This is a genomic window from Achromobacter sp. 1L-A-4-B-C2, from assembly GCF_057291955.1.
Map to the genome: position 1 here is coordinate 515,735 of NZ_JBXAWP010000002.1, position 19,056 is coordinate 534,790.

21 protein-coding genes are annotated in these 19,056 nt (G+C 66.4%); 14 read left to right on the plus strand and 7 right to left on the minus strand.

What is annotated here, in order from left to right; translation table 11 throughout:
- Positions 1 to 36: 36 nt before the first annotated feature.
- Positions 37 to 915, minus strand: coding sequence for a LysR family transcriptional regulator (locus tag AC0Z35_RS09740; protein WP_120155308.1), 879 nt, complete (start codon positions 913 to 915; stop codon positions 37 to 39).
- A 111-nt stretch (positions 916 to 1,026) separates the two neighbouring features.
- On the opposite strand from AC0Z35_RS09740, the gene AC0Z35_RS09745 reads away from it, so the two are divergent.
- Positions 1,027 to 1,422: a hypothetical protein gene (locus AC0Z35_RS09745; RefSeq protein ID WP_052946131.1), complete on the plus strand. Its 396-nt coding sequence runs from the start codon at positions 1,027 to 1,029 to the stop codon at positions 1,420 to 1,422.
- A gap of 191 nt (positions 1,423 to 1,613) precedes the next feature.
- A complete protein-coding gene (locus AC0Z35_RS09750; RefSeq protein ID WP_485131852.1) occupies positions 1,614 to 2,594 on the plus strand; it encodes a tripartite tricarboxylate transporter substrate-binding protein in 981 nt (326 codons plus the stop codon).
- Positions 2,595 to 2,736: 142 nt separating this feature from the next.
- On the opposite strand, the gene AC0Z35_RS09755 is transcribed toward AC0Z35_RS09750, so the two are convergent.
- The gene (locus tag AC0Z35_RS09755) at positions 2,737 to 3,351 is read right to left on the minus strand and encodes a TetR/AcrR family transcriptional regulator (protein WP_319300655.1); all 615 of its coding nucleotides are present in this window, start codon (positions 3,349 to 3,351) and stop codon (positions 2,737 to 2,739) included.
- Between the two features lie 172 nt (positions 3,352 to 3,523).
- Here AC0Z35_RS09755 and AC0Z35_RS09760 point away from each other — a divergent pair, with 172 nt between their 5' ends.
- Both AC0Z35_RS09760 and AC0Z35_RS09765 read left to right on the plus strand, forming a co-directional pair.
- Entirely contained in the window at positions 3,524 to 4,147 is a 624-nt protein-coding gene (locus AC0Z35_RS09760; protein WP_046807508.1) for a hypothetical protein, read from the plus strand.
- A 123-nt stretch (positions 4,148 to 4,270) separates the two neighbouring features.
- Positions 4,271 to 5,248 carry a Bug family tripartite tricarboxylate transporter substrate binding protein gene (locus tag AC0Z35_RS09765; RefSeq protein ID WP_485131853.1) on the plus strand — a complete coding sequence of 326 codons (978 nt, stop codon included), beginning with the start codon at positions 4,271 to 4,273 and terminating at the stop codon, positions 5,246 to 5,248.
- A gap of 141 nt (positions 5,249 to 5,389) precedes the next feature.
- On the opposite strand, the gene AC0Z35_RS09770 is transcribed toward AC0Z35_RS09765, so the two are convergent.
- The 3 genes from AC0Z35_RS09770 to AC0Z35_RS09780 all read right to left on the minus strand — a co-directional run bounded on the left by AC0Z35_RS09770 (position 5,390) and on the right by AC0Z35_RS09780 (position 8,729).
- Positions 5,390 to 5,590 carry a hypothetical protein gene (locus tag AC0Z35_RS09770; RefSeq protein ID WP_223264826.1) on the minus strand — a complete coding sequence of 67 codons (201 nt, stop codon included), beginning with the start codon at positions 5,588 to 5,590 and terminating at the stop codon, positions 5,390 to 5,392.
- A gap of 283 nt (positions 5,591 to 5,873) precedes the next feature.
- The gene (locus AC0Z35_RS09775) at positions 5,874 to 6,380 is read right to left on the minus strand and encodes a 2-thiouracil desulfurase family protein (protein ID WP_485131854.1); all 507 of its coding nucleotides are present in this window, start codon (positions 6,378 to 6,380) and stop codon (positions 5,874 to 5,876) included.
- A 36-nt stretch (positions 6,381 to 6,416) separates the two neighbouring features.
- Positions 6,417 to 8,729 carry an NYN domain-containing protein gene (locus tag AC0Z35_RS09780; protein WP_485131855.1) on the minus strand — a complete coding sequence of 771 codons (2,313 nt, stop codon included), beginning with the start codon at positions 8,727 to 8,729 and terminating at the stop codon, positions 6,417 to 6,419.
- A gap of 287 nt (positions 8,730 to 9,016) precedes the next feature.
- On the opposite strand from AC0Z35_RS09780, the gene AC0Z35_RS09785 reads away from it, so the two are divergent.
- The 10 genes from AC0Z35_RS09785 to AC0Z35_RS09830 all read left to right on the plus strand — a co-directional run bounded on the left by AC0Z35_RS09785 (position 9,017) and on the right by AC0Z35_RS09830 (position 16,982).
- On the plus strand, positions 9,017 to 9,907 hold the full coding sequence (locus tag AC0Z35_RS09785) for a motility protein A (RefSeq protein WP_485131856.1): 891 nt from the start codon (positions 9,017 to 9,019) through the stop codon (positions 9,905 to 9,907).
- Positions 9,904 to 10,959, plus strand: coding sequence for an OmpA/MotB family protein (locus AC0Z35_RS09790; protein ID WP_485131857.1), 1,056 nt, complete (start codon positions 9,904 to 9,906; stop codon positions 10,957 to 10,959). Before AC0Z35_RS09785 ends, AC0Z35_RS09790 begins: the two co-directional genes overlap by 4 nt.
- 158 nt (positions 10,960 to 11,117) lie before the next feature.
- On the plus strand, positions 11,118 to 11,471 hold the full coding sequence (locus AC0Z35_RS09795; RefSeq protein ID WP_046807504.1) for a YciI family protein: 354 nt from the start codon (positions 11,118 to 11,120) through the stop codon (positions 11,469 to 11,471).
- Positions 11,472 to 11,567: 96 nt separating this feature from the next.
- On the plus strand, positions 11,568 to 11,819 hold the full coding sequence (locus tag AC0Z35_RS09800; protein ID WP_046807503.1) for a FitA-like ribbon-helix-helix domain-containing protein: 252 nt from the start codon (positions 11,568 to 11,570) through the stop codon (positions 11,817 to 11,819).
- Positions 11,816 to 12,235: a PIN domain-containing protein gene (locus AC0Z35_RS09805; RefSeq protein ID WP_485131858.1), complete on the plus strand. Its 420-nt coding sequence runs from the start codon at positions 11,816 to 11,818 to the stop codon at positions 12,233 to 12,235. Before AC0Z35_RS09800 ends, AC0Z35_RS09805 begins: the two co-directional genes overlap by 4 nt.
- A 346-nt stretch (positions 12,236 to 12,581) precedes the next feature.
- On the plus strand, positions 12,582 to 12,992 hold the full coding sequence (locus tag AC0Z35_RS09810) for a YciI family protein (RefSeq protein WP_046807500.1): 411 nt from the start codon (positions 12,582 to 12,584) through the stop codon (positions 12,990 to 12,992).
- 40 nt (positions 12,993 to 13,032) lie between these two features.
- Positions 13,033 to 13,476: a VOC family protein gene (locus tag AC0Z35_RS09815; RefSeq protein ID WP_485131859.1), complete on the plus strand. Its 444-nt coding sequence runs from the start codon at positions 13,033 to 13,035 to the stop codon at positions 13,474 to 13,476.
- Positions 13,395 to 14,747, plus strand: coding sequence for an RNA polymerase sigma factor (locus AC0Z35_RS09820; protein WP_485132128.1), 1,353 nt, complete (start codon positions 13,395 to 13,397; stop codon positions 14,745 to 14,747). Before AC0Z35_RS09815 ends, AC0Z35_RS09820 begins: the two co-directional genes overlap by 82 nt.
- 234 nt (positions 14,748 to 14,981) lie before the next feature.
- Positions 14,982 to 15,860: an AraC family transcriptional regulator gene (locus AC0Z35_RS09825; protein WP_485131860.1), complete on the plus strand. Its 879-nt coding sequence runs from the start codon at positions 14,982 to 14,984 to the stop codon at positions 15,858 to 15,860.
- A 162-nt stretch (positions 15,861 to 16,022) separates the two neighbouring features.
- The gene (locus AC0Z35_RS09830) at positions 16,023 to 16,982 is read left to right on the plus strand and encodes a DMT family transporter (protein WP_485131861.1); all 960 of its coding nucleotides are present in this window, start codon (positions 16,023 to 16,025) and stop codon (positions 16,980 to 16,982) included.
- Positions 16,983 to 17,054: 72 nt separating this feature from the next.
- On the opposite strand, the gene AC0Z35_RS09835 is transcribed toward AC0Z35_RS09830, so the two are convergent.
- Positions 17,055 to 17,723 carry an HAD family hydrolase gene (locus tag AC0Z35_RS09835; protein ID WP_485131862.1) on the minus strand — a complete coding sequence of 223 codons (669 nt, stop codon included), beginning with the start codon at positions 17,721 to 17,723 and terminating at the stop codon, positions 17,055 to 17,057.
- Between the two features lie 81 nt (positions 17,724 to 17,804).
- Positions 17,805 to 18,989, minus strand: a complete 1,185-nt coding sequence (locus AC0Z35_RS09840; RefSeq protein WP_485131863.1) for an MFS transporter — start codon at positions 18,987 to 18,989, stop codon at positions 17,805 to 17,807.
- Positions 18,990 to 19,056 lie beyond the last annotated feature (67 nt).

Genomic DNA, 19,056 nt, shown 5'->3' on the forward strand with positions numbered 1-19,056 from the left:
GTTGGGCTTGGGGTTGGGCTTCGGGTGGGCCGCGCGTTACTTCCCCGTTCGCAGGAAATCGATGAACCGCCGCACCTTGGCGCTGACGTGGCGGGTGTCGGGATAGACGGCGTGCACCGGCTGGCGCGGCAACGTGTACGACGGCATCACCCGCTGCAACGTGCCACGCGCCAACGGCTCTTCCAGCAACCAATCCGGCAAGGCGGCCACGCCGCAGCCGGCCTCGGCAAACGCCAACAGCGCCGACGCGGTATCCGCATGCGCCACAGGGGCCACGCGCAGCGCGTGGTCGCGCCCCTTGCTGTCCGTCAGCCGCCAATGGTCGATGCGACCCGGCCGGTTGGCCAGCCAAGGCAAGGCGGCCAACGCCGGGAGCGAGCGCGGCGCGCCATGTTCGGCCAGCAGCGCCGGGCTGGCCACCAACAGCAGCCTGAATTCGCCGATGCGCGTGGCGCGGTAGCTGGAGTCCGCCAGCGCCCCCACGCGGATCGCCACGTCCAGGCGTTCGCCGATCAGATCCGCTTGCGTGGAGCTGGCCTGGTAACCCACCCGAAGCGCCGGGTGCAAACGCGCGAACGCTGCCAGCGCGGGCACGACGACACGGTTGCCGTAGTCCACCGAGGCCGTCACGCGCAAGCTGCCCGATAAAGCCGCCTGGCCGGATCTTGCCTGGTCCACGGCCGCGTCCGCGTCTTGCAGCAGGCGCACACAGTCAGCATGAAAGCCCTCGCCTGCTTGCGTCAGCGCCAACCGGCGCGTGCTGCGCGTCAAGAGCGCCACGCCCAATTCCTGTTCCAGCTGCTTGACGTTGAAACTGACGACGGCCTTGGTCGTGCCCAACGCATCGGCCGCCGCCGTGAACGAACCGGCATCGACCACGGCGACGAACATCGACAGACGATTCAGATTGATCATGGCCCGCTTCATTGTCAAAAAAACACGAACAGTATATCGGCCCACTGGCGGTGTTTCCGCGACATCGAAATTTCTAGAATGGCGTTCTTTGTTGATTACACGGCCTTATTCATGACCGACCTGTCTACCCCTAGCCTGCGCCTGGCGCTGGACGCCCACGCCCGCATCGAGCAATGGATCGGCAACGCCGATACCCCGCCGCCGGTGCTGGCCGCCCTGCTGGACGCCTTTGCGCCCGAGTTCAGCATGATTACCGCAGACGGGCAGCGGCTGCCGCCCGGCGCCCTGCCCGCCTTGTTCGCCGGACTGCGCGGCTTGCGCCCCGGCTTGAAGATCCAGATCGACGAGCTGGCCGTGCGCCATGCGGACGCCGGCGCGGCGCTGTTGACGTATCGCGAACGCCACGCCTGGAACGGCGGCGCCACACAGCGGCGCGCCAGCGCGCTGTTCATGGCGGGCGCCGATGGGCAGCCGCAATGGGCGCATCTGCATGAGACCTGGGCCTGACGGGGGGCTATATCCCCGGCGCCTATTCCTCGGCGCCTATTCCTCGGCGCCTATTCCCTTGGAGGCTATATCCCCGGCGGCTATAAACAAGCGGCAAATAAATCGTTGGCGGGCGCCACGCGATTCTTTAGAGTCCAACGCCTTCGCCCGCCTCAACACGGGGTGCGGGCCTATCCCAACGAGCCGCTGTCATGCCTACCCGATTCCAAGCCGTACGCCGCACCACCCTGACTACCTTGGCCCTGTCCCTGGCGCTGGCCGGCGCCGGCGCCGCGCACGCCGAACAGCGCGTTGTCCGCATCGTCGTGCCCTACGGCACGGGCGCCGTGCAGGACACCATTGCACGCGCCATCGGCGACGAACTGGGTCAGGCGTTGGGCGCGTCCATCGTGGTGGAAAACCGCGCGGGCGCGGGCGGCACGGTGGGCACCTCGCAGGTGGCGCGCGCCACCCCCGACGGCAACACCCTGGTGCTGGCCGCCGCCAGCCACAACATTGCCGGCTATCTGTACAAGAACCTGAGCTACGACCCCTACAAAGACTTCACCGGCGTGGCGTACCTGGGCAACACCGGCTACATCATCCTGGCGTCCTCCAGCCTGAACGCGAAGACCACCGCCGACTTCATCCAGGCCATCAAGGCCAAACCCGGCGCGTACGACTATGCCTCGGCCGGCAACGGCAGCGCGTCGCACCTGGGCATGGCGTCGTTCCTGGCCGCCTCGGGCGCGCAGATGCAGCACATTCCCATGAAGTCCACCGGCGACGCCGTCACCGAACTGCTGGCCGGCCGCGTCCAGGCCGTCACCGCCGCCACCATCGGCGTAACCGCCTATCGCAACGACCCGCGCGTGACGTTCCTGGCCTACACGGGCAAGACCCGCTCGCGCTTCGCGCCCGACCTGCCCACCGTCGCCGAAAGCGGCCTGCCCGGCTACGCCTTCGATTCCTGGCTGGGACTGCTGGCGCCCGCCGGCCTGCCCGCCGCCGAACGCGACAAGATCAACGCGGCGGTGAACAAGGTATTGGGGGACCCGAAGGTGCAGGCGCGCCTGGCCTCGTTGGGGGTGGAGGCCGACGCCAAGACGCCCGCGCAGTTTCAGGATCTGCTGAAGGCGGATTGGGAAGCGGCGGGCAAGCTGGTCGCGGCCTCGGGCGCTCGGGTGGAATGACGGCGGGCGCGGGGCGGCGCACTGCCCGGCGCCGCCACCGCGAATGCCAGGACAATCCCCTTGCACGCGCACAGAGCCAGGTGTAACTGTGGCCCCAAAAAAACCGGGGCCGATAAAAACGGGCGCCAAAAAAAAACCCCCGTCAGGAGGCTGGTCGTTGATGCCGGATGCCATCGAGCAGCAGCCGGGTAATGAATTCCGCTATCGCATGCTGCTGGGGCGCATCCGGCATCTGGCGCGTAAAACGTTCGATGATGCCCATCAAGGACTGCGCCAACCAGTCGGGGGATATTTCGGGCCGGAACAGGCCGGCCTGCTGCTCGGCGCGGACGTTGTCGGCAATCATCGTCACCAGCTCATCCTTGAGCGCTTCCGCCTCGGCCACCTGGAAGAAACCGATGCGTGTCAGGTTGGAGTCTTCCTGCAAGATGCCCAGCAAACGCAGCACGCCGCCCTGGATGCGCTCGGCCAATTCGGCGCCTTCCAGTCCGGCGGGCAAGCGCGCTTCGGTAATCGCCTGGCGCAAGCGTTGCGCGAACATGCCGACCAGTTCATCGTAGGCCGCTTGCTTGCTGGAAAAGTACTGGTAGAACACCGGCTGCGTCACGCTGGCGCGAGCCACGATGTCGCTGATACGCGTGTGCTGGAAACCGCGCTCCGCGAACTCGGCCGCGGCAACTTCAAGTAGCTGTAGGCGGGTGCGTTCGCCTTTGGTAAGACGCTTGTCTTGCGGTGTAGAAAGGGGTCGTGCCGTCATCATCGCGAGAAAGTACACCGCTTCCCCGCTTTTCGCCACTGAATCGTTTTGAAGTCAGTTGAAATCCCCGTAGCTTTTGCAACAACTTTTGGTGCCCGCGCAGCAGTAAAGTAACGCTATCGCCGTGTGCATATTGACCGTAATCCCGCGCGCGGCGGACAGGAGCAAGATCATGAAACGGTTTACAGGCCGGATGCGTGTCGTAGCGTTGGCGCTTGCCGTGGCAAGTGCGCCCGTGATGGCGGGCGGACACGGCGGCGGCTGGGGTGGCGGCGGTGGTGGATACCACGGCGGCGGCTATCACGGCGGTTACTACGGTGGTAATAATTACCACCACCACGGCGGTGGCGGCAGCAGCTCGGCCGGATGGTGGGTCGGCGGCGCCTTTGCGCTGGCTGCGGTGGGCCTGTTGCTGGCGGCCGATTCCGGCCCGACCTACGCACAAACCAGCGTCTACGCGTCGCCCGGCGTGGCCTACACCAGCCCGGTGTACGGCGCGCCGGTCTACGCAGCGCCGCCGGTGTATTCGGCCCCGCTGACGTCCGCGCCGCTGTACGCCGAACCGCCCGTTGCCTATGCGCAACCCGAGCCGCAATACAAGCCGGTGCAGTACGAAGCAGCGCCCAAGGTCAGTTCGGCGCAGGCCAATGCCACAGCCGAATGCCAGCGCTGGGCCATGAACCAAAGCGGGTACGACCCGGCCACCATCACGCAATGGACCACGCAAGTCATGGTGGACACCTACAACCATTCGCTGGATTCGTGCATGAGCAGCCGGGGCTACCGCGCCAACTGATGCCGCTTTCCGGGTAATCCCGATTGTCCCCGCGCGCCGGCCTGCACACACTGCATGCCGGCGCGTTGCTTTACCGCGCCGTCGACATCCGCGGCGACCCAGCCGCGACACCAAGGGGAAGCCATGTTGAATTTCAAGCGGCTTGCGGGGCTTTGCGCATTCAGCGCGGCCTGCGCCGTCTCATCCACCGCCCTGGCCCAGGCCGACGCCAAGCCACAGGCGCTGACCATCGTCGTGCCTTACGGGGCGGGCGGCATCGTGGACAACACCGCGCGCGCGTTTGCCCAGAAGCTGGCCACGGAATTGGCGCGGCCGGTCGTCGTTGAAAACCGGGGCGGCGCGGGCGGCATGATCGGCATGAATGCCGTTGCCCGCGCCCACGACGAGAACACGCTGGGCTTTACCGCCGTCAGCCCGGTTACGCTGTCGCCGCACGTGATGAAGACGCTGTATGACCCCTTGAAGGACCTGGCGCCGGTGGCCGCCGTGATGTATTCGCCGGTGTACCTGGTGGGCGGGCCGAAGTTCACGGGCAAGAATTTCAAGGACATGGTGGACCAGGCCAAGGCGGACCCGGACGGTTTGTCGCTGGCGACGGCGGGCGTGGGGTCGCTGGGGCATTTGATGCTGGAACAGATCAACGGGCAGGCCAAGGTGCGCATCACGCACGTGCCCTACAAGGGCATGGCGCAGATGGTGCCCGATGCGCTGGGCGGGCAATTCACGCTGATGCTGGTCAACGCGTCGGCCCCCGTCAATACGCTGATCCAGGAAGGCAAGCTGAAGCTGCTGGCCGTGGGATCGCCCAAGCGGTTGCCCTGCTGGCCCGAGACGCCGACCTTTGCCGAACTGGGCTACCCGATGGCGAACATGACGTCCACCTTCGGCTTTTTTGCGCCGGCGTCCACCAGCGCGGAGTTTCGGCAGCGCATGAACGCGGTGATCAACAAGGTGGCGGCCATGCCCGACATCCGCAAGCCGCTGACGGATGCGCTGAACATCATGTCGCCGGGCAGCGTCGAGCAATTCGCGTCTCAGGTGCAACGCGAATACGTGGACAACGGCAAGATCGTGAAGGCGGCGAACATCCGCGCGGAATAGGCGGGGAAAGAACGCGGAAAAAATCCCGAACCTATGCCGAACGCATGCCGAACGCATGCCGAACATATGCCGAACGTATGCCATGGAATTGCGGCATACGCGCCGCAACGGCGGCCACCTCGCGCATGCAAGGCGGACCGCTCAGCGCCGCCAACCGCGCCAGATGAAGGCCACGCCGGCGGCCAGCAGCAAAGTCGCCGGCAGTATCCAGACAAAGCCGGACGACGTGTAGACCACCTGCTCGACCGGATCGTAGTAGCGGCCCAACTCATTGAAGTCCCACTTCCAGTAGAACGCATACCAGGCGTAAAAGAAGAATGCGGACAGGGCCAGGCACAGCACGGCGGCAAGGCGCGGCAGTGGACGTGACGATCGTGATGAATGTGACGATCGTGATGAATGTAAGGGATGCGAAGAGCGCGACGAATTCCACCGACGCGGCCAATTCGACCAAAGCGACGAATTCCACCAAAGCGACCGGCGCCCAGCGGCGGATTGCGTTGCGCCGGAATCGCTGCCGGCTTGCATTCCGAGCCGTTTGCGGGATGCGCGGACAGCTGAGGCCGCCACCAACCCCACCAAACCCACCAACGCCAGCCCTCCCAGCAGCAGCAGAACGCCAACGCTAGCCCACATTCTGGGCCTCCAGCTGTGCCAGCCACGCCTGGGCGTCCGCCCATTGCTTTTCGCTGAAGACGCGCACGCCGGCGCGGGTCAGCAATTGAGCTGTGACGCCCACGCCGGATTGGCGCCGGCCAGCAAAATGACCGTCGTAGACATAGCCGCTGCCGCAAGACGGGCTGCCTTCCTTCAAGACGGCAATGCGAATGCCGTGTTGCCGGGCAAGCGCCAGCGCGGCATGGGCGCCCTGCACGAAAGGCACCGTGACATCCTGCCCCGTTACCGCGATGACGCGCGCGCCGCTGGCCAACACGTCGGCGGCACGCTTGCCCGCTTCGATTTCAGCGGGCGGGCGCGGCACGGGCATGCCGCCCGCCACCTCCGGGCAGACGGGCACGACCCGGCCTTCGTCGCGCCAGCGCGCCAGCACCGCGTCACCGTGAGGCACCCCGCGCCCGTCGTAGCGCACGGGGTTGCCCAACAGGCACCAACTGATGAGCACATATTGCATGGGCAAGCCCCAGGCTGACGATGACGCCCTGACGAATCAGGACGCCGAGTCGTCCGACTTGCGCGTGCGGCGCGTACGGCTGGCCGACTTGGCGGGCGCGGCATCCGCGTCGGCCGGCGCGGCGTTATCGGCCGACTGCGCCGCGCGCTTGCCGGCTGGCTTGGCTGCCGTTTTTGCCGCGGTTTTGGAGGCCGACTTCGTTGCGGTCTTGGCTGCGGTTTTCGTTGCGGTCTTAGTTGCGGTGCCGGTTGCGGTGCCGGTTGCGGTCCCGGTTGCGGTCCCGGTTGCGGTTTTGGACGGCGTCTTCGTTGCCGTCTTGGCCGCGGACTTGGCTGCCGTATCGCTTGCCGTATCGCTTGCCGTGTCGCTTGCCGTATCGCTTGCCGTATCGCTTGCCGTATCGCTTGCCGTGTGGCTTGCCTTACCGGCGGCCTTGTCCGACGCCGTCTCAGCCGTCGTATCGGCCGCTGACTTGCCCGCCGACTTGGCCGGCGTCTTCGCTGCCGACTTGGCGGCAGGCTTGGCTTGCGGCTTGGACGATTCCGATGCGGAAGCGGACGTGGGCGCAGCCGGTTCGGTGATCCGGCGCAGCACGGCGCCCTCGAACGGGTCGGTGACCTTGGCCGGCGCCTTGTTGCCCGGCTCGCGGCGCGCCTCGGCGGGCGCTTCAACAAACGTCCACTCGGCAATATTCACGGCCGGCAGCGGTTGGCGTGCTTGCGGCAACGGCGTCGGCATGGGCGGCAGGCGCGACGGCTGCACAGGCTTGGACGCCTGGGCACGGGCCAGCGCATCGGCGCGCATGGCGTCAACCTTGGCGGCTTCAAGAGCGGCGGCTTGCGCGGCTTGCTCGGCGGCGGCGGCGGTTGCGGCGGTAGCCGCTGCCGCGGTGGCCGCAGCAGCGGCGGCGTCGGCGGCCTTGGCAGTATTGGCCTGGACGTCGTCCGACGGGTTCCCCGGCGACGATTCGCCCACCGCCGACTCACTGGCCAGGGCGTTTACGTGCGTGCCGTGACGGGCGCGATCGCGCCCACGGTCCCGGCCACGATCGCGTCCGCGATCTCGCCCGCCTTCGCGTCCGCCACGGCTCCGATCGCGCTCACCTTGGCGTTCACCCTCGCGCTCACCCTCACGCGTGGCGACGGGGGCTTGCTCGGTAGTGGACGCATCATCCTCTGTGGACACACCCGCCACCGGCGAAGCCTGCGGCGCGGCAAACGTTTCATCGGCGTCGGCGGCAACGGGCGAGGCCGAATCGGCGTCAAACGAAGCAGACTCGTCCTGCGCCAGCGTCTCACCGCCGGCATCGTTGGCGCCCTGCTCAGCCGAATAGCCGGTGCCACGGCCCGACCGGCGGCCCCCGCGCGATTTGCGGGAAGAGCGGGATTGGGACTGAGATTCTTCCTGGGCGGCGTCGCCTTGCGCGTCGTCGGCATCCGCCACGACAGCCTGGCGCGATGGCGCGTTGCGCCCACCGTTGCCATTGGCCGCGCGGTTCACCGGCGGCGCGGCGTCGATGCTGTCGCGATACACGTACGTGCCCGATTTTTCTTCGCGGCCCACGTCCAGCAAGCCGCGCGACTGCGCTTCATCCAGCAGGTTGCCGAAGGCGCGAAAGCCGTAGTACGACTCGTTGAAATCCGGCTTGCGGCGCTTCAGCGCATCTTTCAGCGCCGACGCCCAGATCTTGCCGCTGTCGCCGCGTTCAGCCATCAGCGCTTCGAAGGTCTCGACGACCATGTCGACGGCCTGGGTCTTGCGGGCTTCCAGTTCTTCCTTGCGGCGAATCTCTTCGTCAGGCGTGCGGCGCTGCGCGGCGCCTGCGGCGGCGCCACCGCGATTGTCGCGGCGGGCGTCGGCGGTGCGCTGGCCTTCGCGCGCCAGGTCGTCATAGAAAATGAATTCGTCGCAGTTGGCAATCAGCAGGTCCGACGTGGATTGCTTGACGCCGACGCCGATCACCTTCTTGTTGTTCTCGCGCAGCTTGGACACCAGCGGCGAAAAGTCGGAATCGCCGCTGATGATCACGAAGGTGTTGACGTGCGATTTGGTGTAGCAGAAGTCCAGCGCGTCCACGACCAGCCGGATATCGGCCGAATTCTTGCCCGATTGGCGCACGTGCGGAATTTCGATCAGCTCGAAGTTCGCCTCGTGCATGGGGGCCTTGAATTCCTTGTAGCGTTCCCAGTCGCAATAGGCCTTTTTGACCACGATGCTGCCCTTGAGCAGCAACCGTTCCAGCACGGGCCGGATGTCGAACTTCTGGTATTTGGTGTCCCGCACACCCAGCGCCACGTTCTCGAAGTCGCAGAAAAGCGCCATGCTGACGTTTTCGTTGGGGGTAGTCATTTTCTTCTCCAAAGCCGCGGCGGCCACGTGCTTCGGGCCGCCAGATAGCGCTCATGATATACATATCCGGCTTCACCCCCCCGCCTTGGCGCAATTTTCCCCACGCGCCACCTCGACCCGGCCCTATTTTCAACGCGGCCGATCGGGTTCCTGACAGCATCCCTTAAGCCGGCGCTTACCGGCCCTTTCCCCCCGCTTTCCGGTGGATTGACTCGGCCGCGCGCTGGCTAGAATTCCCGACAATCCGGCATTCCGGCTCGGCGTGCCATTCCCTTCGGGCAAGATCCATGAATCCGTCTACCCTCATCGGCGCCGCCGTCGGCCTGCTTACCCTTGTCATCGTCGTGGCGCTGTCCGCCACCGACGCCAGCATGTACCTGAACCTGCCCGGCCTGGCCATCGTGCTGGGCGGCACCTGCGCGGCGCTCTTCATCGCCTATCCGCTGCCGGAAGTGCTGCGTATCTTCAAGCTGGTGCGCACCGTGTTCCGCAACGACCAGCACGACCAGCAACGCGACATCGAAGAGCTGGTGTCCATGGCGCAACTGTGGATGAACACGGATGTGCACAAGGTCGAGCAGGAACTGAAGAAGGTGTCGAACCCGTTTCTGCGCACGGGCGTGCAGCTGATTATCGACAACACCCCCGAAGACCAGATCATTGAAGTGCTGAAATGGCGCGTGGCGCGGTTGCGCGCCCGCGAGCAGGCCGAAGCGCAGATGTTCCGCGTCTTGGCCACGTTCGCGCCCGCCTTCGGCATGCTGGGCACGCTGGTGGCGCTGATCAATCTGATGGCCGTGCTGGGCGACGGCAGCATGACGATGATCGGCCAGCATCTGGCCGTGGGGCTGATGACGACGTTCTACGGCATCTTGCTGGCCAACCTGATCTGCAAGCCCATCGCGCTGAAGCTGGAACGCCGCACCGCCCGTCGCGTCGAATCCATGAACATGGTGCTGCAAGGCATCTCGATGATGTGCGAGAAGCGCGGCCCGGCCATGGTGCGCGAAACGCTCAATTCGTTCGTGCTGCACGTTGAAGACGAAATCTATGACGGCGGCCAGGGCGCAGCCAAGGCCAAGGCCAAGACGGAAGGCCAGGTCAAGCCGGTCCCCGCGTCCACCCAAGCCGCCGCGCAGCCCGTGTCCATCACCCGTCCGGCCGCCGTGCGTCAATGAGCCTGATTTCACCTTCCCTGGCGCAGCGGATCGAACAGGCCCGCCAGGCCCAACTGCGCGCCCAGAAAGCGGCGGACAACAGCGGCTGGCGCCCCAGCAAAAGCGACCGCAAGGACCGCTACGCGCGCTGGCACGTGGACGAAACGCCCGAGCAAGACGCCGAGAACTGGCTGCTGAGCTATCTGGACCTGATCACCCTGCTGCTGGCGATGCTGGTGGTGATGCTGGCCGTCTCGCGCCTGCATGGCCAGCCGACGGAAGCATCGGGCAAGCCGATTGAATTGGTGGGCACGCTGGCCACGGCCGGGCTGCCCAAGTACGACGGCGAATACGCCGAGTTCGACGCCGTCGCCATTCCGGCCAGCTGGGCCGAGCCGCCCGCCCCTGCCGCCACGGCTGACGCCGCCCCCGCCGAGGACGGCGAGAAAGTGGCCGATGCCGCGCCGCCGCTGAAGGCGCCGTCCAAGGAATCGTTGGGCCTGGGCGACCTGGCCAAGTCGGTGGACGTGATCATCAACGAGCAGTCGGTCAGCTTCCGCATCAGCAATGAATTGCTGTTCCCGTCCGGCCAGGCCACGCTGAGCCCGTCCGGTCTGGACGTGATCAAGCGCCTGGCCACCATCCTGAACAAGAACGCGTACCAGGTGTCGGTGGAAGGCCATAGCGACCCGGTGCCGATCCAGACGCGCCAGTTCGCTTCGAACTGGGAACTGTCCAGCAGTCGCGCCACCAGCGTGCTGCGCGAGCTGGTGCGCGACGGCGTGGCCGCCGACCGCCTGCGCGCGGTGGGCTATGCCGAAACGCGGCCCATCGAATCGAACGACACGCCGGCCGGCCGCGCCGCCAACCGCCGCGTCGAGCTGATCATGGACATTGCGCCCAAGCAGATCGCCGCCAAGGCCGCGCCGTCTTCGGCGCCGGCGACCGGGGACAAGGCGGCAACGGCTGCGACGGTGCCCGCTGCGAAAACGGCCGCGCCTCAGCCGGCCGCACCTATGCCGGCAGCACCCAAGCCGGCCGCCACGGCGGACAGCGCAGCCGCGCGATCCTGAGCGTGTCTTGTCAAAGAAAAACCGGCCCAGCCGGTTTTTTTTTGCCATTGATTCCCCGGCGCAAAGGCTGACAAAAGCCTCACGCCTGGGGTGGCGTGGCGCCGCGCGGCGGCGTTAAGCTCGCCCCATCGGCCTGTCGGCCAGAACCGGGAAAAACCATGTCCTATATGTTGCTGATCGTAGAACCCGTAGGCCAACGCGCCCAGCGCACGCCCGACGAAGGCCGCGAGGCCTACGCGCAAATGGTGCGCTACGCCGAAGACCTGAAAGGCCGGGGCCTGCTGGTCAGCGCCGAATCGCTGAAGTCGGAATCCGAAAGCGTCCGGCTACAGGTCCGCAACGGCGAGCGGTCCTTGATGGACGGCCCGTTTGCCGAAGCCAAGGAAATGATCGGCGGCTTCTTCCTGCTGACGGTGGACACGCGCGAAGAAGCGCTGGCCGTGGCGGCCGAGTGCCCGGCGGCCGAATGGGCCACGGTGGAAGTCCGGGAGCTTGGGCCGTGTTTCATGTGAACACGCAGTGTCGTCATTACGACACCCCCACCATTTGCACGAATGACTGCACTTACATAAACTGCATGCATCGAATGCATATGGACGTAACGCATCATGCCTATGTTGACTGTCAGGAATATCTCCGACGAAGTGCACCGCGCGCTGCGCGTGCGGGCGGCCCAGCATGGCCGCAGCACCGAAGCCGAGGTGCGCGCCATTCTGGAAGATGCCGTCAAACCCGAAGGTCGGGTCAAGCTGGGTTCGCTGCTTGCGCGTATCGGCAACCAAGCCAAACTGACAGACCAGGAAGCCGCCCTGTTCGACCAACGCGACAAAACGCCTGCCGCGCCGCCGAGGTTCGAATGATTCTGCTGGATACCAACGTCATCTCCGAGCCGCTGCGCCAGGCGCCATCCGATGCCGTCATTGCCTGGATCGACAGGCAGCCGCTGGAAACCCTGTTTCTATCGGCGGTCACGGTTGCCGAATTGCGCTTTGGCGTGGCCTGCATGCCTGCCGGCAAACGCCGCAACGTCTTGCAAGACAGCCTGGAGCAACAAGTGCTGGCGTTATTTGCCGGGCGCGTGCTGTCTTTCGACACCGCCGCAAGCCAGCAATATGCGGCTTTAATGGCGCGTGCGCGGGCCTCGGGTCAGGCAATTGCCGCGGCGGATGTATACATCGCCGCCACCGCCGCTGCGCACGGCATGAGCGTCGCCACGCGGGACGTGGCGCCTTTTACGGCGGCGGGCGTTTCAGTGATCGATCCCTGGCAGTCGTAGCGCGTCAGCAATTGCCTTTCTTGGCTTGCCCCGGCGGACAGAAGCCGCCCCGGCCACCACCGTCATGCGGATCAACCACCACGGACCCACTGGGGGTGTAAACGGCGCAGCCGGACAGCAGCGAAACCAGCAAGGCAAAACTACAGAGCATTCTCATGTCGATATTCAAGGCAAGGGGTTTGAAACGCTGGCAGTGTATGGGGACAGGCTGCAACCAGGGCTGCACCTTGGTAACAAGCTGTTGATCCTGGTAGTTACCCGAATATTTGCGGATTGATGTCGATCGATGTCGATTTGAAGGAACGCCGTTCGTCGTCTTGATACCCACCCCATCAAGGAGAGACCCATGCGTTTCATGATCCTCGTCCGGGCAACGCCCGACAGCGAAACCGGCATGATGCCCGACGAAAGCCTGCTGGCCTCGATGCTGGCGTACCACGAAGCCTTGGCCAAGGCCGGCGTGCTGCTCGATGCCAACGGCCTGCACCCCACGTCCAAAGGTTGGCGCGTACAGTACTTGGACGGCCAGCGCCAGGTCATCGACGGGCCGTTTGCGGAAACGAAGGAATTGATTGCCGGCTACACCCTGATTCAAGTGCGCTCGCGCGAGGAAGCGATGCAATGGGCGCTGCGCTTTCCGCAGCCCTTTCCCGGCCAGCCCTGCGAGATTGAAGTGCGCCAACTTTTTGAGCTGGACGAATTCGAACCCAGCAAGGAAGTGGAACGCTTTCGTGACTTGACCGGCCCCACCCGCTGAACCCGCCTTTGATCCCACCGCCCCTTCCCGGAGACCCCCCATGCCCAAGAAGATATTCGTCAACCTCGCCATCGGCGACATGCAGAAATCGCAAGCCTTTTTCAAGCAACTGGGCTTTAGCTTCAATCCGCAGTTCACCAACGACCAGGGCGCCTGCATGGTCATCAGCGACGACATCTACGCCATGTTGCTGACGCGCGATTTCTTCAAGGGCTTCACCAGCAAGCCGCTGGTGGACGCCACCCAGGCAACGGAAGTGCTGCTCTGCCTGTCTTGCGAAAGCCGCGCCGAAGTTGATGACCTGGTGGCCCGCGCCGTGGCGGCTGGCGGCACCGCGCCGCGCGAACCGCAGGACCACGGCTTCATGTACGGGCACGGCTTCGAGGACCTGGACGGCCATATCTGGGAGCTGGTCTACATGGAGCCCGGCCACGTCGAGCAATCCGGCCAAACCGACAAAACCGATCAGACCGGACAGGCATGACACAAGCGGCCACGCATCGCGCTATCGAGGCGGTCTGGCGGATCGAGGCCGCCAGCGTCATCGCCGGCGTCGCGCGGCTGGTGCGCGACGTCGGGCTGGCCGAAGAACTGGCGCAGGATGCGCTGGTGGCCGCCATGGAACGCTGGCCCGACACCGGCGTGCCGGACAACCCGGGAGCCTGGCTGATGACGACCGCAAAAAACCGCGCCCGCGACCGCTTGCGGCTGGACGCGCTGCACACCCGCAAGCACGAGCAGATCGGCCACGAACTTGAAGCCTTGCAGGCGGACGTGGAGCCCGACTTTGTCGATGCGCTGGACGCCGCGCGCCAGGACGATATCGGCGACGACCTGCTGCGCCTGCTGTTCACCGCCTGCCACCCGGTGCTGTCCACCGACGCGCGCGTGGCATTGACGTTGCGGCTGCTGGGCGGGCTGTCCACCGCCGAGATCGCCCGCGCGTTCCTGGCGTCGGAATCCACCATTGCGCAGCGCATCGTGCGCGCCAAGCGCAACCTCACGGCGGCCAACGTGCCGTTTGAAGTCCCCGCCGCGCAAGACCGCGGGGCGCGGCTGGCCTCTGTGCTGGAAGTCATATACCTGATCTTCAATGAAGGTTATTCGGCCACGTCCGGCGACCACTGGACGCGCCCGGCGCTGTGCGACGAGGCGCTGCGCCTGGGGCGCATCCTGGCCGAACTGAGCCCGGACGAGGCCGAGGTGCACGGGTTGGCGGCATTGATGGAACTGCAAGCCTCGCGCCTGCACGCGCGCACGGACGCCCAGGGCCGGCCCGTCCTGCTGATGGACCAGGACCGCGCCCGCTGGGACCCCTTGCTGATCCGGCGCGGGCTGGCCGCCCTGGCCCGCGCCGCCGCGCTGGGCGGGCTGCCCGGCCCTTACGTCCTGCAAGCCGAACTTGCCGCCTGCCACGCGCGCGCGGCAACGCCCGGCGACACCGACTGGCCGCGCATCGTTGCGCTATATGACGCGCTGGTGCAGTTGGTGCCCTCGCCCGTGGTCGCGCTGAACCGCGCCGTGGCTGTGGGCATGGCGTTCGGGCCACAAGCGGCGCTGGATCTGGTCGACGCGCTGGCCGGCGAGCCCGCGCTGGCCAACTACCACTGGCTGCCCAGCGTGCGCGGCGACCTGCTGGCCAAATTAGGCCGCAAAGCGGAAGCGCACGGAGAATTCGAGCGCGCGGCAGGCATGACGCGCAATGCTCGCGAACGCGAACTGTTGCTGGGGCGCGCGAAAGCGATGCGGGACTAGCCGCTTTGTCTTCGACTTCGGCTCGGGCTTCGACTTCGGCTCCGGCTTCGACTTTGGCTTCGGCTACGGCTACGGCTACAGCTTCGACTTCGACTTCGACTTCGACTTCGACTTCGACTTCGGCTCCGGCTTCAACTTCGACTTCGGCTCCGACTTCCCCTTGGCCCGGGGCCTGCATTGGCTCCATACACGCCGACGCATCCACCGATTCCGGACCGTGCTTAAATCCGAACCATGGCTTCCCCGCTCGCCGCCTCCCCGTCTTCCCCCACCCCCGACGCCCCCGCGCTGACGGGCGTGCCGGCGGCGTTCGATCATCCCAATGACCGCGCCGAATTCCGCCGCGCCGCGCATCAGCCCGGCGTGGAGCTGTACCGCGCGCACATCATCCGCCACGCCTTCGAACCCCACACGCACGAAGCCTATGGACTGGGCGCCATCGAATCCGGCGTCGAACGCTTCCGGTATCGCGGTGCGGACCACCTGGCGCCTTCGGGCTCGGTCGTGCTGATGAACCCCGACGAACTGCACACCGGCCGCGCCGAAACGGTGGGCGGCTGGCGCTATCGCATGGCGTACATCGACCCCGACGTGGTGGCGCGGGTATCTGGCGAAAGCGGCTGGTGGTTCAACGCGGCCGTCGGCCATGACGCGGGCAGCGCGCAGCGCGTCACCGCCCTGCTCGACCGCTTATGGCTGGCACATGAACCGCTGGCTTTCGACAGCGCGCTGTATACGCTGGTCCATGAATTCCGCCGTCACGCCCGGGTGCCGAGTAACGCACCGACCGAGGGCGCGCCGCGCTTTGCGCCTGTCATCGACTATCTGCGGGCAAACCTTTCGCGCCGCTTGACGCTGGACGAGTTGGCGGCGGTGGCCGGACTCAGCCCCTTTCATTTCCTGCGACGCTTTCAGTCGCACTATCACGCCACGCCGCAGCAGATGCTGATGGCACTGCGGCTGTTCGAAGCCAAGCGCCTGTTGGCCGATGGCATTGCGCCGGCGCAGGTGGCGCTGGCAGCGGGTCTGACCGACCAGGCGCATTTGACCCGGTCATTTTCACGCCGCTACGGCGTGACGCCCGCCCGCTATCAGAAGCAGGTGCGCCGATAGGCAGGCGCGCGCCCACCTTCGAATCCGGAACAGGATAAGGACCCACCGCAAGCGCCAAGCGCCCAGCGGCTGCGCGCACGCGCCGGCCGCACCGCAATCTGGTACAAGATTTACCGGCCCGCCCTGGCTAGACTGCCCCATCGATACGCAGGAGAGCTAGGCATGTGGGCAGGAACCCTTTACGCGCTGGCCGCGGGCTTGATGTGGGGGCTGGTATTCGTGGGGCCATTGCTGCTGCCGGAATATCCGGCCGCGCTGCAATCGGTGGCGCGCTACCTGGCCTTTGGCCTGATTGCGCTGCCGCTGGCATGGCTGGACCGCAACCGGCTGCGGCAACTGCGCCGTGCCGACTGGATCGAGGCGCTGAAACTGGCCGCCATCGGCAACCTGCTGTACTACCTGTGCCTGGCCAGCGCCATCCAACGCGCGGGCGGCCCAGTGCCCACGATGATCATCGGCACGCTGCCGGTCGTGATTGCCGTGTGCGCCAACCTGCGTAACGCGCGCCGCGACGGCAAACTGCCGTGGAAGCGGCTGGCCCCCTCGCTGGCCTTGATCGCGTTCGGCATCGGCTGCGTCAACCAGGTAGAGCTGCAAGCGTTGCGCCAGGACGCGGATGCCGACTTGTCGCGCTACGCAGAGGGCGCCCTGCTGGCGCTGGTGGCCGTCGCCTGCTGGACCTGGTATCCGCTGCGCAATGCCGACTGGCTGCGGGCGCACCCAGACCGCAGCCCCAGCACCTGGGCCGCCGCGCAAGGGCTGGCGACGTTGCCGCTGGCGCTGGCTGGCTACGGGTTGCTGTGGATCGGCATGGCCGCCGCCGATAGCGGCTTTGACATGCCGCTGGGTCCCAACCCGGAACGCTTCCTGGGCTTGATGATTGCCATCGGGCTGTTCGCCTCCTGGCTGGGCACGCTGTGCTGGAACGAAGCCAGCCAGCGCTTGCCCACCGCGCTGGCCGGCCAGCTCATCGTCTTCGAAACGCTGGCCGCGCTGGCGTACGCCTTCATCCTGCGCGGCACGATGCCGCAGCCGCTGACAATGGTGGGCATTGCGTGCCTGATCGTGGGCGTGTTGCGCGCGGTGCGCGTCAAGCCGGTGCCGGTCCCCGTGGCGCTATAGCGGGTCCGGCACGCTTGCAGGGTGGCCGCGACGCCATCGCGGATCGGGGCCGACGCGCGTGTGCCCGTGCCGCTAAAGCAGATCCGACAGCTGGCTCAGATCGTCGATGACGGCAAACGCGCCTTCGTCCAGCAGGCGCTGGCGCTGGTCCGGCCCGTTGTGCGACGCGCCCACGTAGCCCACCGCCCGCATGCGCGCAGCGCGGGCGGCGCGTACGCCGGGCACGCTGTCTTCCACCACCACGCAGTCCAGAACCGCCGCGCGCATCTGGCGCGCGGCGAACAGGAACACGTCGGGCGCGGGCTTGCCCTTGGCCACTTGCGCCGTGCTGAATACGTGGGGCGCGAAGGCTTCCCACAGGCCGACCAGCTTCAACGCCGCTTCCAACTTGGGCGGCGTGCTGCTGGACGCCACGCACAGGTCCAGCTCGCGCTTTCGCAACGCCGCCACTGTTTCGTGCACATGCGGCAAGGCGCGCAGTTCCTGGCGAAACGTATGCGCCAGGCGGTCGGCATACTGCCCGGCGAAGCCGTCGGGCAAGGTGCACGCGTTTTCGGTTTGCAGCGTCTGCCACATGTCGGCATCGGGGATGCCGGCGAAGCGGCGGGCGGCCTCTTCGGGCGTGATCACAATGCCATGTTCGGCCAACGCGCGTGACTGCGCGCGCGCGGCGATGATTTCGCTATCAATCAGAACGCCATCGCAATCAAAGATGACCAGGCGGGGGGTCGACGGCTGCATATCGGCTCCTGCAATGTTGGCGTGCATGGGTTTGGCGTGCATGGGTTTGGCGTGCACGGGATGGCCATCATGATAGGCGCCCTACAAGCGTGCCGCACGCACGCGCCGCAACGCGGCCGCGATCAACACGCCGCCCAGGCCCGCCGCCAGCACGATGGTCGACGCCGCGCTCCATCCGTAGCGGTCGATCACGCCGCCCACGGTGACCGGCCCGATCACCTGCCCCAGGTTGCTTCCCTGCATCACCAGCCCGACCGACGCCGCCGTCAACGCCGGACGCGGCGCGACCAGCGGCGCCGTGCCCAGCAAGGTGGCGGGGATCAGGCCACCGACTGCCGAGAACAGTACGCACAGCAGAAAGGTCGGCATGGCCGGCAGCACGGAACGGAAAATCAATAGCGCCACCACGCCCATCGTCACGCTGGCGCAGGCAATCAAGGTGGATCGCCGCCAGCCGCGCGCCAGCAGCACGCCCGCGCTCAGGTTGCCGACGATGTTGGCGGCGCTGGCGATGGCGCTGTACAGGCCCGCCTGGGCCAGCGTCAGGCCAAGCTGATCCATCAGCAGCACCGGCAGGAAGGTGAACAGCGCGAAGAACATCAGGCTGTAGAGCGTGAACGACAAGGCCAGCAGCACCGGCCCGGCCGCGCTCAGCGTATCAACGGTATCCTGCCGCATGCCGCGCCAGGACAAGGGCGCGGGCGCAGCAGCTTCCCCGGCCGGCAGCAGCGCGGCCACGCTGGCCAGCGACACGATCACTGCCGCGCCCGCGCACCACCAAACTGCCTGCCAATGCTCGAACGCCTGCGAGGCCAGCATGGCAATGGCCATGCCGGTGGGCATGTAGCAGCTCCAGAGAGCAAAGGCAAAATCCCGACCGGACGCCGACACCAGGCGCTGCAAGGCGGCCGGGCCGGCCACGGTAATCATCAGAAAACCCAGGCCTTCGACCACGCGGGACGCCAGCAATAGCGCGTAGCTGGGCGCGATGGCGCCCGTGGCCGTGCCCAGCGCCGTGGCCAACAAGCCCAGCAGCAGCATGCGGCGCGCGCCGAAACGCGCGATCACGCCGCCGGCGGCGATGCCTCCCACGACGCCTAATAGGGAAAACACGGCGGTCAGCGTGCCGATCGACGCCAGATCCAGGCCCATGTCCTGGCGCAACAGCGGCGCGGCAATGATGACCTTGCCCACCTGTAGCGACGCCACCACGCCCGCGCCCACAATGGCCCCCACACCGGCCCAACGGGTTTCAACCTGGCTCATGCCTGCCTCATTACCCATGCGAAGGCGCCAGCATGCCCGCCCCGCGCGATCTTGAGAAGTGATTATT